This window comes from Paenibacillus tundrae, assembly GCF_036884255.1.
Lineage (GTDB): Bacteria > Bacillota > Bacilli > Paenibacillales > Paenibacillaceae > Paenibacillus.
Window position 1 is genome coordinate 2,850,482 of record NZ_CP145605.1, and the last position, 12,934, is coordinate 2,863,415.

Annotated in this window: 11 protein-coding genes; 9 read left to right on the plus strand and 2 right to left on the minus strand. The window is 44.2% G+C overall.

Annotated elements, in window-relative coordinates:
* The first annotated feature begins 92 nt into the window (after positions 1 to 92).
* The 5 genes from V6W81_RS12905 to V6W81_RS12925 all read left to right on the plus strand — a co-directional run bounded on the left by V6W81_RS12905 (position 93) and on the right by V6W81_RS12925 (position 5,482).
* Positions 93 to 1,517, plus strand: a complete 1,425-nt coding sequence (locus tag V6W81_RS12905) for a 4-hydroxyphenylacetate 3-hydroxylase family protein (protein WP_338543997.1) — start codon at positions 93 to 95, stop codon at positions 1,515 to 1,517.
* A gap of 198 nt (positions 1,518 to 1,715) precedes the next feature.
* Positions 1,716 to 2,423: a response regulator transcription factor gene (locus V6W81_RS12910; protein WP_338543574.1), complete on the plus strand. Its 708-nt coding sequence runs from the start codon at positions 1,716 to 1,718 to the stop codon at positions 2,421 to 2,423.
* On the plus strand, positions 2,401 to 3,852 hold the full coding sequence (locus V6W81_RS12915) for a sensor histidine kinase (protein WP_338543575.1): 1,452 nt from the start codon (positions 2,401 to 2,403) through the stop codon (positions 3,850 to 3,852). Before V6W81_RS12910 ends, V6W81_RS12915 begins: the two co-directional genes overlap by 23 nt.
* Before the next feature lie 95 nt (positions 3,853 to 3,947).
* Entirely contained in the window at positions 3,948 to 5,030 is a 1,083-nt protein-coding gene (locus tag V6W81_RS12920; RefSeq protein ID WP_338543576.1) for an AI-2E family transporter, read from the plus strand.
* Positions 5,031 to 5,080: 50 nt separating this feature from the next.
* Positions 5,081 to 5,482, plus strand: a complete 402-nt coding sequence (locus V6W81_RS12925) for an Asp23/Gls24 family envelope stress response protein (protein ID WP_145048527.1) — start codon at positions 5,081 to 5,083, stop codon at positions 5,480 to 5,482.
* Between the two features lie 93 nt (positions 5,483 to 5,575).
* On the opposite strand, the gene V6W81_RS12930 is transcribed toward V6W81_RS12925, so the two are convergent.
* On the minus strand, positions 5,576 to 6,418 hold the full coding sequence (locus V6W81_RS12930) for an AraC family transcriptional regulator (RefSeq protein ID WP_260985413.1): 843 nt from the start codon (positions 6,416 to 6,418) through the stop codon (positions 5,576 to 5,578).
* Positions 6,419 to 6,634: 216 nt separating this feature from the next.
* Here V6W81_RS12930 and V6W81_RS12935 point away from each other — a divergent pair, with 216 nt between their 5' ends.
* The 3 genes from V6W81_RS12935 to V6W81_RS12945 all read left to right on the plus strand — a co-directional run bounded on the left by V6W81_RS12935 (position 6,635) and on the right by V6W81_RS12945 (position 10,774).
* Positions 6,635 to 7,639, plus strand: a complete 1,005-nt coding sequence (locus V6W81_RS12935) for an aldo/keto reductase (RefSeq protein WP_338543578.1) — start codon at positions 6,635 to 6,637, stop codon at positions 7,637 to 7,639.
* Positions 7,640 to 7,939: 300 nt separating this feature from the next.
* Positions 7,940 to 9,481: an acyl-CoA synthetase gene (locus V6W81_RS12940; protein WP_260985419.1), complete on the plus strand. Its 1,542-nt coding sequence runs from the start codon at positions 7,940 to 7,942 to the stop codon at positions 9,479 to 9,481.
* Between the two features lie 48 nt (positions 9,482 to 9,529).
* The gene (locus V6W81_RS12945) at positions 9,530 to 10,774 is read left to right on the plus strand and encodes an aminopeptidase (RefSeq protein ID WP_338543579.1); all 1,245 of its coding nucleotides are present in this window, start codon (positions 9,530 to 9,532) and stop codon (positions 10,772 to 10,774) included.
* A gap of 205 nt (positions 10,775 to 10,979) precedes the next feature.
* Here the strand turns inward: V6W81_RS12945 and V6W81_RS12950 are convergent, their stop codons facing one another.
* Positions 10,980 to 11,441 carry an AraC family transcriptional regulator gene (locus V6W81_RS12950; protein WP_338543581.1) on the minus strand — a complete coding sequence of 154 codons (462 nt, stop codon included), beginning with the start codon at positions 11,439 to 11,441 and terminating at the stop codon, positions 10,980 to 10,982.
* A 222-nt stretch (positions 11,442 to 11,663) separates the two neighbouring features.
* Here V6W81_RS12950 and V6W81_RS12955 point away from each other — a divergent pair, with 222 nt between their 5' ends.
* On the plus strand, positions 11,664 to 12,824 hold the full coding sequence (locus tag V6W81_RS12955) for a leucine-rich repeat domain-containing protein (protein ID WP_338543583.1): 1,161 nt from the start codon (positions 11,664 to 11,666) through the stop codon (positions 12,822 to 12,824).
* The last annotated feature ends 110 nt before the right edge of the window (positions 12,825 to 12,934 follow it).

Consider the following 12,934-nt stretch of genomic DNA (forward strand, 5'->3'; position numbering starts at 1 on the left):
AAGCGAAGTACTATTTCCTTAGATACATATTGTATCATTCGAAAAGGGATGCGAACAGTTCCTTTGAAGGAGGATTTAGTTTGAGCATAACCATGTCTCGGGGACAAGCTTACATACACCGATTGAATGATGGACGTAACGTATGGCTAGATGGTGATCGAATTCATGTAACCAACCATTCTGCGTTCCAAGGTACATTACAGACGATTGAAGGCCTCTTCAATCTGGTGGATGAACCAGAATCAAGAGATACCGTAGCATATTGGGATGAGAACATCAGTGGGTATGTGCATCGAGCGTTTCAAGTGCCGAATTGTAGGGAAGACCTTGAACACCGTGCCGGTGCATTTCGGTTGTGGTCTGAACGGACGTATGGCGTTATGAGTCGATTATCCGATTATGCACGCTCACGTCTAACGGGGTGGTACGCAACTCGCGAGGCTATGGCTAATCATGATACCTATTACGCGGACAAAATATCCAAGTATTACGAAGAAGCGAAACGCCATGATCTGTTCCTGACGATTGTGCAGCGTGATCCACAGATGAATCGTTCTTTACCGATAGGTGAAGATGAGGATGCGATGCTACGTATTGTACGAAAGAACGAAGAGGGTGTTGTGATCCGGGGTGCTAAGATGATTGCGACTGCGGCTCCGTATGCCGACGATATTCTTATTTATCCTGTACAACGTATTCCTGGGGATAAACCGGAGCTGGCTCATATGATGATTGTGCCTTTGAACAGCACGGGCTTGCACGTATTATGTAGAGAATCGTTCGCTGCAACGGATAAGCAGTCTTCCCACCCATTAAGTCATCAATATGATGAGATGGATGCCGTCTTATTTTTTGAAGATGTATTGGTTCCTTGGGAACGTGTGTTACTTCATCAAAATCCAGAAGCGGTGTGGCAGATCCGTTGCAATGAAGCCTCCGCCAGCCTAGCCTACCATCAAAGTGTCATTCGTCTGTATTCTAAGCTAGAGTTCGTTACAGCCATCACCTCTTCCATTGCCCAAGAAATTGGCGTGGACTCCTTCCTCAATGTGCAAGAGCAGTTGGGAGAGATGATCAGCCAGATGCAGACGATTGAGGGATTAATTATTGCTGCGGAAGCAAAAGCCAAGCCGGATGTGTACGGAAATTGGCTTCCTGAATTTAAGTACATTGAAACTGCGCGGAACTTAGGCAACCGTTATTATCCACGTTCCATCGAAATTTTGAAAACAATTGCCGCGGGTGGACTTATTCAGATTCCATCCGGAATGCCAGGTACGAACAAGCCCTTGGAGCATATGATCCATCAGTATTTAGGTGGTGTGACGATATCGGCACAGGAGAAAACAAGACTCTTTCAATTGGCTTGGGAGCTTACGGGAAGTCCGCTGGGTGCCAGACATGATCTATATGAGCGCTTCTATGCAGGTGACCCACTCCGCAACCGTGCGAATCAGTATATACAATATGACAAACAGCACTTGGTTAATCGAGTTAAGCCTTGGCTGAAAGCATAATATAACGTCCTAAGCTGTGACTTTACTAACGATTTCGTTTGAATAGTCACATCGTAGAGCAAGATTCAACCGCCTGGGTTTACGAACCTGGGCGTTTTATTTAGATTATCTTTAGAAAGGGTTTAGGTTGTATTAAGAGACGTAGGTTATAGTAGGTATATGAACATTCTAACTTAACACTGAAATGAGAGGGAACGTATGAGATACACATTGTTGATTGCAGATGACGAACCCGAAATTGTGGAACTGCTTCAACTGTATTTGGAGAAGGACTACAACATTTTAACCGCTGCAAATGGAGAGGAAGCATTACAGTGCATACATTCCAATCCAATTGACCTAGTTATCTTGGACATAATGATGCCTGTTATGGATGGTCTACAGTTGATCAAACAGATCCGGGCTACCTATCATATGCCAGTACTCTTTTTATCTGCGAAGAGCCAGGATCATGACAAGATTTTGGGACTTGGACTAGGAGCTGATGACTACATATCCAAACCGTTCAACCCACTTGAGATTGTGGCTAGAGTCGAGGCTTTGTTAAGACGGGTCAACCAATTCGATGCACTGGAACTATCGGCACCTCAAGAGGCAACCCGCACGCTTGGTGAGCTATCTCTTGATCGTTCCAAATGTATGTTGTATCGCTCGGGACGACCTGTGACGTTAACCTCAACAGAGTATAAAATTGTGGATCTGCTGTTAGAACAACCGGGCAGAGTATTTACCCGCAAAAAAATATACGAAGCGGTGTGGGGAGAGTACTATGCGCATGAAGACAGCACCATCATGGTGCATATCAGCAACATTCGCGAGAAGATTGAGCGTGATTCCAGGCAACCCGAATATTTGAAGACGATAAGGGGATTAGGATACAAAATTGAAGCGCCTATGGAAAACTAGAGAAAAGAGACCGCTGCATACGTCGCTGACACTGGACTTTCTGTTATTTAACTTCTTTCTGCTATTACTCGTACTGGTTGTATATATTATCGTATCACTTGATGTCGTTGATTTTCGTATCTCTGACCATATCGTCGATCCCGATCTGAATGTAGAAGCGCATGTGTATGTGGCTGAACTGGAGAAGGCAAGGGGTCAGGAAGGTACGGGGGTCACGTCCAATATCGAAACGCAGCGACTGGAGGATAGCGGTGGATGGTTAGAGATTTTGAATGCAGATCGCTCCGTTGTAAGTTCAGTAGGCAGTAAAAAGGACGCCATTAACCAGTACACGGAGTCCGAGTTATTTGCCAAGTTAGAAAATCGCAGCGACCAGCCCTATTATTATTCCATTTCCCCGTTCGTAGCAGAGGGAGAAGCAAAGTACCTTTTACTCAAACTTCCACGGGATCTGGTAAGCATTCGGATGAATGATAACCAACTGATTACTAATCTCAAGCATCCCTTGCCATTTTACATCTTGGTAGGTATTGGACTTCTGCTCGTGCTGACGATTGTATACAGCTATTGGGTTGCCAAGCGAATTAAGAAACCGCTTCGAGTGTTATCGCTGGGGCTCACCCAAATGATTCGGGGGAATTACAGTACACGCATGTCCATATCTGCCGAGAAGGAGTTTGTGCAGATTGGTGAGACCTTTAACTTTATGGCAGATGTGATTGAGAAGACGTCGGCCGAGAAACGTTACGCGGAAGAAAGCAAGCAACGACTCATCGTGGATCTTTCGCATGATCTCAAGACACCGATCACCTCGATTCAAGGTTATGCTCAGGCGCTGGTTGAAGGTCGTGTTGGTGATGCGGAGAGACAACAACGGTATCTAGGCTACATTCACAATAAATCTGTACAAGTTGCACGAATGATCCAAAATATGCTGGAACTGCTCAAGGTGGATTCACCCGACTTCCATATGAGCATCAAGCAGCGTGAGATTGGAGAATTTGTGCGTGAGATTATGGCCGATACGTATGGGGAAATTGAGCAAAATCAGTTTGTACTGCATGTCCTCGTACCAGATGAAGAAATCTATGCCCGGTATGATCCGGAGCTGTTATCTCGAGTCATCCAGAACTTGATTACGAATGCACTTGCATATAATCCAAGAGGTACAGCATTACGCGTAGAGTTGATCCCGCAGGAAACGCATGTCTCCATTGAAGTCGCTGATACTGGGGTAGGTATACCCCAGAATTTATGGGCAACGATTTTTGATCCGTTTGTCCGAGGGGATGCAGCGAGATCGGGAACGGGCGGAACTGGACTCGGGCTCGCTATTGCCAAACGTAATACAGAGAAAATGGGTGGACACCTAACGTTATCACAGCGAGGAAGGGAAACTACCATCTTCACCATTGTCATACCAAAATAAAAGAGATGTAGCCGATCCGTATACGATTTTCACATCATGTATAGAGGGCTCGCCATACACTCGCACATTAGAAATGGGAATCTGGAGGGGACATATTGTTCAAAGTAAAAAACTCATTTGTACGATTCAGCATTGGATTAGCTCTTGTGCTGATCAACATCTATCTATTATCCAAAGTGAGCTTCATATTCCAGCCATTAGTTACGATGATTACGGTAATTACTGTGCCGATGATGCTTTCCGTGTTCTTTTATTATCTACTGAGGCCCTTGGTTAATTATATGGAGAGAAAGAAGCTTAACCGAACGCTCAGTATTCTGCTGATCTATCTGATCTTTGGCATTCTAATTGTGCTGTTTGTCGTGGGGTTGTGGCCAGCATTGCGTCAGCAATTGATTAATCTGGTAGAAAATGCGCCAAACCTGCTCAATTCACTAAGTGTTCAGCTCAAAGCATTAGAACAAAATGGTGTAATTACGACCTTGTTCCCGGATAATTCAACGCCGTTCTCTCAAATTACCGAATACATCAATAAAGGATTTAACTTCGTGACGGACTACGTTAGTGGTCTCATCTCGCTTCTTTCCAGTTTTGCAATTATCCTGTTCACCTTCCCGATCATTCTGTTCTACATGCTGAAACAAGGCGAGAAGTTTGGTCGTATCCTCGCATCGATTGCGCCCAAGCGTTTTCAGAAGGACAGTCGTGAAGTGGTACTGGAGATCGATCAGGCACTCAGTGGATTTATCGTAGGACGAGTGCTTGTAAACCTGGCATTAGGTGTATTAATGTATATAGGTTTTCTTATCATCGGTTTACCTTACGGACTGCTGCTGACCGTCATTGCTGTCATTATGAACTTTGTTCCATTTATCGGTGCGATCGTATCGTCGATCCCCATTGTGATTATGGGACTGGTCGTATCGCCGTCTGTGGCGATCTGGTCACTCATTATCATTCTTGTTGCTCAGCAGATTCAAGATAATCTAGTTGCTCCGTATGTATTCGGCAAAAAGCTGGATATTCACCCGCTCACAACCATAATTTTGGTACTCGGTGCGGGGGACTTGGGCGGAATTATAGCTATTCTTATCATTATTCCGTTCTATATGATTCTCAAAATCTTGTTGGTACGTATCTACAATTTGTTCTTTAAGGAAAAGTGGCAAAATGCCTAGGGAGTTTCAGACACGACCTAATTCAAATTCATATGAATGGAGCGATCCGCATGACTGAAATCGTACCTGTAACCTATAATGAACCCGAATATATTGAACCTCAGCCAGCTCTGATCGGTGCAGTTCATATCGCTACAGATGTTGTATCCAAAATTGTAGGCATAGCTGCACAGACAACCGCGGGAATATCGTCTATGTCTGCAGGCATAACGGAAGGCATTGCCAAGAGCATTAGTGGCAAGAGCCTGCAAAAAGGAATTGATGTGATTGTAAAAGAAGAGCGTGCATCAATTCAATTAAGAATTGTTTTGCAATATGGTTGTCGTATGCATGAGGTCTGCCGTGAATTGCAGCATAATGTGCAGCAAGCTGTAGAGAATTTCACCGGACTTTTCGTTGACGAAATTAAGGTTCATGTCGTGGGAGTATCCATGCAGGAACAGCAGGTGTAATCGAGGTTTAATTGTGATCCGTTACCCGGTTAATACCATCTAAAGTTCAATTTTTAAAGTATTCGCTCGAATACGAGAAACAGCACATTCCCTTTAACTACGAAGTGGGGAAGGTGCTGTTTTTTGTTTGCGATATTGAGTTGGAGATTGTCCCATGACCTTTTTGAACATTTTGGAGAAGAGCAATTGATCCAGATACCCGACTGATCGAGCAATGTCACCAATACTTAGGCTGGGATCAAGCGTCAATTCAGCCGCTCTTCGCATGCGATAATTCACCAGGTAGGATTGAATGCTGCTTCCGATCAGATCTTTGAAGAGTGAGCAGAGGTAACTTCGTTGTAAGCCAACATGAGAAGCAATCGCTTGAACCGTAATCGCATTGGCATAGTTCATCTCAATAAAATCAATCACTTGCGTAACATACGTATCTTTCGTGTAATCCTGCACGACGGGATGACTTGTCTCACTAGCTTGATCAATCAGCACCGCGAAGAATTGATATAACAAGCCGGTCATACTAATTTCCCAGCCTTTATGTGTATTTCTAGAGCTGATCATGCGATGCAGACACGAGCGCAATTCATCATCATTATGCAACTCGAAGATCGGACGCTGTTCAGACAGGCAAGCTTGTTGTAATAAAGAAACGACATTGCTACCTTGGAAAGCCACCCAGCTATATTCCCATGGTTCGTTTTGGTCAGCTTCATAATGAACAACGGAGTGAGGCACAATGAGAAATCCTTGTCCTTTGTGCAACTTGTACGTTTGCCCTCCAACTTGGAAGGTACCTTTGCCATTCAGAATATAATGAATTTTGTAGTAATCACGCATCGCTGGGCCAAAGCTGTGCCCTGGTGTGCAAGGTTCGGTGCCATAATGGAGCAGCTGCAGCTCCTGGAATTGATTGTTCTTGAACATATATGTAATCACTTTAGGTCACTCCTGTTCCAAAGGCTATATCATGCATTTTAACATATTTATATGAGTAATGTATGCTTAATTGTTTTGTTAATCTCGACATCGGATGATGATATAACAATCATTTTGCCATACGTAGGTAGTGAAATGCCATATGGTTTTCGGTGGGGATTGTCTAAGATAAAAGGGTGATCAACAATAACGCATAAGCAGAAATGAGAGATAAGCATGCCCTACACTGCAAGTAGTGAACGATACAGTGAAATGAACTATATCCGCTCCGGTAAATCCGGAATTAAGCTGCCTCAGATCGCATTGGGATTATGGCAAAATTTTGGCGGTAATCGCACCATGGATGTTCAGACAGAAATGATTCTTCGTGCCTTCGATCTGGGCATTAATCATTTTGATCTGGCTAACAATTATGGACCACCTCCTGGATCGGCAGAGGAGAACTTCGGTGTTATTTATAAAAAGCATCTACGTCCTTACCGGGATGAACTGCTGATCTCGAGCAAGGCGGGATATCATATGTGGGAAGGGCCATACGGCGAATGGGGTTCTCGCAAAAACTTGATTGCCAGCCTTGATCAGAGTCTCAGCAGAATGGGACTTGAGTATGTCGATATTTTCTACCACCACCGTCCAGACCCTGAGACACCACTTGAAGAGACGATGGCTGCTCTGGATCATATTGTAAGACAAGGCAAAGCCCTATACGTGGGACTGTCCAACTATAATGCTGAGCAGACGCAAGAAGCTGTTACCATTCTTCGCCGTCTGGGCACACCATGTCTGGTTCACCAGCCGAACTACTCTATGCTGAATCGCTGGATAGAGGATGGTCTTCAGGATGTATTAGACGAACAAGGCGTGGGTTCGATTGCATTCTGCCCTCTTGGCCGTGGACAGTTAACGAATAAGTATGTTGAGAAGATTACAGCGGAACGAGCGAATCCAACAGGTAATCTGAAAAAAGAAGCCTATACGGACGAACGCATTTCCAAGTTCGAGGCGCTTCAGGCGGTTGCTGAGCGCAGAGGTCAGACGATATCCCAGCTTGCGCTGAACTGGATTCTACGTGGCAACCGTGTAACCTCAGCTCTGATCGGTGCAAGTCGGGTGTCACAGATCGAAGAGAATGTCGCAGCTCTCAAGGCACCGGAATTAACAACAGAAGAGCTGAATGAGATTGATCGCATCCTAGATGGAATTGGGAATTACCCTTGGTAATGTGATAGCAATGTGAGATCGTAAAGAGTGAGATCGTAGTTGGAGAGCGCCTTTCTATCAAGAGAAAGGCGCTTTTGGTTATAAACATTGGAATTTGGTGTAACATGTTAATAATGAGCTAATAACAGCCGACAGATAGGCTGTTTTTTTATTTTTGTAATGAGAGTTCAGTTCATAGCACCTGGTCCTAGGATTTGAGGTATAATATATAGATGCTTTACATTTTGAAACATGAAGGAGAGGCTCCATTTGAACTTTGAACAGTGGATTTCGCCTGAAAGCTATAACCTGACATCCGAGATGGAGAATCACCCGTCAGATCGGATTGCACTTAGATGGCTCAGCGATCATCAAGAGTTGGAAGAGATCACATACGGTGATTTGTTTAAGCAAGCCAACCGTCTTGCTGGTGGATTACGTGACTTAGGACTAGAGAAGGGGGATAGAGTACTGGTCATGGTACCACGTCGGATTATTGCCTATGTTATTTACATTGCTTGCCTGAAGCTGGGCATTGCCGTGATCCCTTCTTCCGAGATGCTGCGAGCTAAGGACTTGGAATATCGTCTGCGGCACTCTGAAGCCCGTGGAGTGATTGTGTGGTCTGAGACAACATCAGAAGTGGAGAAGATGAACGCAGATCTGCCATCCCTCGCACACCGGATCGTTGCAGCACCTCATGGTGAAACTGGCGTACCAGCCGAAGGCTGGGTGAACGTGGAGCAGTTAATGCAAGGTCAGTCGGACGAGATGGCTGCGGTAGAAACACACCGAGATGATATCGCCATCCTTGCTTACACCTCAGGAACAACCGGTAATCCCAAAGGAGTTGTACATAGCCATGGTTGGGGATATGCTCACCTGCGGATCGCTTCTTCGTTATGGCTGGATATCCAACCATCAGATACCGTATGGGCAACCGCAGCACCTGGATGGCAAAAATGGATCTGGAGTCCATTCCTCTCTGTTCTCGGAAGAGGTGCGACAGGTCTGGTCTACAACGGTTCATTCCAGCCTAAACGTTACTTACAACTCATGCAGGAACATGAGATCAGTGTGCTATGTTGTACACCGACGGAATATCGATTAATGGCAAAAACAGATGATCTGGGACATTATGACTTGTCCAAGCTTCGTAGTGCCGTATCTGCTGGTGAGCCGCTTAATCAGGAGGTTATTGAGATATTCCAACGTCATTTCAACCTCACGATTCGGGACGGATATGGACAGACTGAAAGTACGTTGCTTATTGGAAGCTTAAGCGGTGCGCCTATTCGAATTGGCTCCATGGGTCAATCCATCACACCAGGGCTGATTGAGATTATTGATGAGGATGGGCATCCGCAGCCAGCAGGACAAGTTGGAGATATCGCGGTGCACAAAGATATGCCTGCCTTGTTCCGCGAGTATTATCAAGATGCAGGACGCAAGGAAGCCAGCCAACGGGGCGATTATTTTGTAACAGGAGATCGCGCACGTAAGGATGAAGAAGGCTACTTCTGGTTTGAAGGCCGTAGTGACGACATTATTATCAGCTCAGGGTATACGATTGGGCCATTTGAAGTCGAAGAAGCTCTTATGAAGCATGCGAGCGTGAAGGAATGTGCGGTGGTGGCGAGCCCAGATGAGATCCGTGGGCATGTGGTGAAAGCCTTTGTCGTTCTTAGAGATGAATCATTGGCTTCAACGGAACTGGTACGGGAGTTGCAAAATCATGTCAAAGAATGGACAGCACCTTACAAGTATCCACGTAAAATTGAATTCGTCACTGATCTGCCGAAAACAAGCTCAGGTAAGATTCGCCGAATTGAACTGCGTGAGCAGGAAAAACGAAACGTATAACTGAAATCTAGGATACTTTAAAATCTTGAAACAGGAGTGAATAAATTCATGAGCGCATTTGAACAATCTTTTGAAAAATCGCTAGAACAATACGCCGAGTTGGTAGTCAAAGTCGGTGTGAATATTCAGAAAGGACAAGACCTGTTGGTCACTGCACCAATCGAGACTTTAGAGTTTACCCGTTTGATCGTACAGAAGGCATATGCGGCCGGTGCGAAGTATGTGCAAGTAGACTTTGATGACGACAATATTACTCGCAGTCGTTTCGAGCACGGTTCGGATGATAGCTTTGATTACTATCCTGCTTGGAAAGGCGACATGATGGAACGATTCGCCGAAGCAGGTGGAGCGACATTAACGATTAAAGTACCTGACCCTGAGCTGTATAAAGGTATTGACTCAGACAAGGTTTCCCGTGCAACAAAGGCTGCTGCGGAGGCACGCAAAGGATATTCCAAATACACGCGTAACCATGAAATTAGCTGGTGTCTGATCAAAGCGCCAACGAAGGCGTGGGCTAACAAAGTATTTGCCGATATTCCAGAAGAAGATCGCATTAACGTGATGTGGGAAACGATCTTCAAAATGAATCGTGTGGATGGCGGCGATGCTGTACAGAACTGGAGAACACACCTGGATACACTCAATACCATGAGCGATTTGCTGAATAAGAAAAATTACAAGAGTTTGCACTACCGGGCACCAGGAACCGACTTGAAGATTGAACTCGTCGACAACCACATCTGGGGCGGTGGCGGCAGCGAAAATAAACAAGGGGTCTACACCGTGGCAAATATGCCGACGGAAGAGGTATTCACAATGCCTAAGCGCAGTGGTGTGAATGGTTATGTTAGCAGTACCATGCCGCTGAATCTGAACGGACAGCTTGTAGACCAGATGCGCATTACGTTTAAGGATGGACAGGTTGTTGCTTATACAGCAGCATCTGGTGAAGAGCATCTGAAAAACCTGTTTGCTACAGATGAAGGTGCACGCTATCTAGGTGAAGTAGCACTGGTGCCGCATGATTCTCCAATTTCTAACCTGAATCGCATCTTCTACAACACCGGTATTGACGAGAATGCTTCCTGTCATTTGGCTGTCGGAAGTGCGTACCCGTTCAACATGAAGAATGGCACGTCCATGTCCAATGAAGAATTGCTTCAACATGAATGCAATGTGAGTCTGACACATGTGGACTTCATGATCGGCTCTGCAGAGCTTGATATTGATGGTGAATTGCAAGATGGAACGATTGAACCGGTATTCCGCAAAGGTAACTGGGCATTCTAATTGGTTCGTGAACTAATTACATGATAGTACGAGAGTACTGATAAAAGATTATTAATATAAGAGATTTTGTATAAGGATATTGCTATAACCGTGTTAAGGGAGAAGTGACTTCGGTAAACGAAGTCACTTCTTCTATTTCTATTCATTTGTGAGCTTAACGAAAAAGCAATTAAATAGAGTTACCGTCCTGCTGACATACAAGAGTTTAGACCAGATTTACAGGTACACAAATCTCACAGAAATGATTTTTCAGAAGCTGATAGCGGTATCGTTCCATAACCGGTTTGGTATGATCGAGCGTGTGATGATTTTTTTGCAAATAAGGGATGATCTCGTTCCATGCTTGCTGCATATCCTCTGCCGTATGTTTGACCTTACAGATCAGGTACTCACCGCCAGACAGCTCACTCATTTCGACAGCATCCGAATGCACAGGCTCAAGTTCAGTCATGACAATAGCCGCATCGTATCTACAATGCTGTGCAGGTGTGCTAGCCTGGTCATCCTGCGGAATGCCGAGTAGAATAGCTGATTCGGTAAGTAGCTCCTGATCATTCGCCCATTGCTTTAACCTATCCATAGCCTCTACATTGGCTGCCCCGTAAGGGCCGATCTGACGGACATAAGCGATGCGATACGATTGCAGCGTTTCGAAATACATTTCCATTGGATAGCATCCTCTCTATATTGATTTCTGTTACATGCTGGATGTTAACATGTTATAAAAAAAATTACATAACTATTTTTGGATAAATGAAGAGGATGCTCTGAAATGGAAAAATGGAATTTAAGACTTCTCACGCATTGCTTCCTTTCAAAGGACATCATAGAATAGGGAAGATATGTTATTCAGGATTAATAGGATTATAGTTGAGGGGAGAATCCAGTTATGGATATTACCAAGGCGTTCACGGATGAACCGTTTAGACAGTACATATTGGAGCATTTTTGTGATCAGCGTGGATATATACAAGAAAGTGATGTTTCTGAGGTGACAACGTTAAAGTTGTCCAAAATTGGCGTGAGTAATCTTCATGGGATTGAATATTTTGTAGAGCTTCTAGAACTTGATTGTTCGTATAATCAACTAACCAGTCTGGATCTAAGTCATAACCACAAGTTGAATAGGTTAGATTGCAGAGAGAATCAGCTGCTCGCACTGGATCTCCACGCCAACACAGATTTGGAAGTGCTCCATGTTAGTTTTAATCGACTTCGGAAGCTGGATTTATCTCATAATCACAATCTCGTCGCTGTCGAATGCCATTGGAATATGCTATCTAATTTAAACTTAGATGCTCTACATCAGTTAAAGGAGCTTAGTTGCAGCTATAATGCACTTTTTTCCCTTGAGCTTGCACACAACAAACAATTAAAGCGGGTCGATTGTGCACATAATTATATGTTGGAGCTTGATCTAACCGCATGTACTAATCTGGTAGAGCTCCGTTGTAATCATAATCATATCAAGAAGCTGAATCTTCGATCCAATCTATTCTTGGAGAGTGTTCGGTGTTTTAATAACCACATTGACGAGCTGGATCTTAGCCAGAATGAGCATTTGGTTGAACTATATTGTTCTGAAAATAAATTAAAACAGTTGGATTATCGTCATAATCCCAAGCTAGAGAGACTCCAATATGCAGATAATCTAATCGTGGAAGAAAATCATGAAATCCATGGTATGGGTGTATTCCAATATGACGCTACAATGGTTAACTATCAGATGCCTGTGCTTATTCAGGAAAATGAGCTTGTAGTTACGGTTCAAGTCTCTACCAAGGCCGAGATGCAAGAGTTATCGACTTATATTGAAGAAGTATGGAGACAGTGGGATCTGCTCTGTGCCCGTGCACTTGAGATGATTGCTGAGGCACATCCTGATGAAGATGTGAATGAATTAGTCTTGGCTGATGCCGAATTCCAGCCAGACCGTTTTTTACGTTTAGGTTATGACGCGGGAGAGACACCAGCCGGGCAATTATATATCTATGTCGAGTTTAATGATGATCTGGAGATTGCAAATGATCTAGTCTATGAAACGTATTGAGGACATCCATGATTAAAATTGATAGATCATGTATGAAAGTAGAACACGATGTGATCTTTCTGTATCCAAAAAGGCTATTCCCAGATGTGTGCAATCTGGTGAATAGCCTT

Bases quoted from the DNA above. Each gene is read 5' to 3' on its own strand.
- V6W81_RS12925 (WP_145048527.1), top strand. From the start codon at position 5,081: ATGACTGAAATCGTACCTGTAACCTATAATGAACCCGAATATATTGAA.
- V6W81_RS12940 (WP_260985419.1), top strand. From the start codon at position 7,940: ATGGAGAATCACCCGTCAGATCGGATTGCACTTAGATGGCTCAGCGAT.
- V6W81_RS12905 (WP_338543997.1), top strand. From the start codon at position 93: ATGTCTCGGGGACAAGCTTACATACACCGATTGAATGATGGACGTAAC.
- V6W81_RS12910 (WP_338543574.1), top strand. From the start codon at position 1,716: ATGAGATACACATTGTTGATTGCAGATGACGAACCCGAAATTGTGGAA.
- V6W81_RS12955 (WP_338543583.1), top strand. From the start codon at position 11,664: ATGGATATTACCAAGGCGTTCACGGATGAACCGTTTAGACAGTACATA.
- V6W81_RS12945 (WP_338543579.1), top strand. From the start codon at position 9,530: ATGAGCGCATTTGAACAATCTTTTGAAAAATCGCTAGAACAATACGCC.
- V6W81_RS12950 (WP_338543581.1), bottom strand. From the start codon at position 11,441: ATGGAAATGTATTTCGAAACGCTGCAATCGTATCGCATCGCTTATGTC.
- V6W81_RS12935 (WP_338543578.1), top strand. From the start codon at position 6,635: ATGCCCTACACTGCAAGTAGTGAACGATACAGTGAAATGAACTATATC.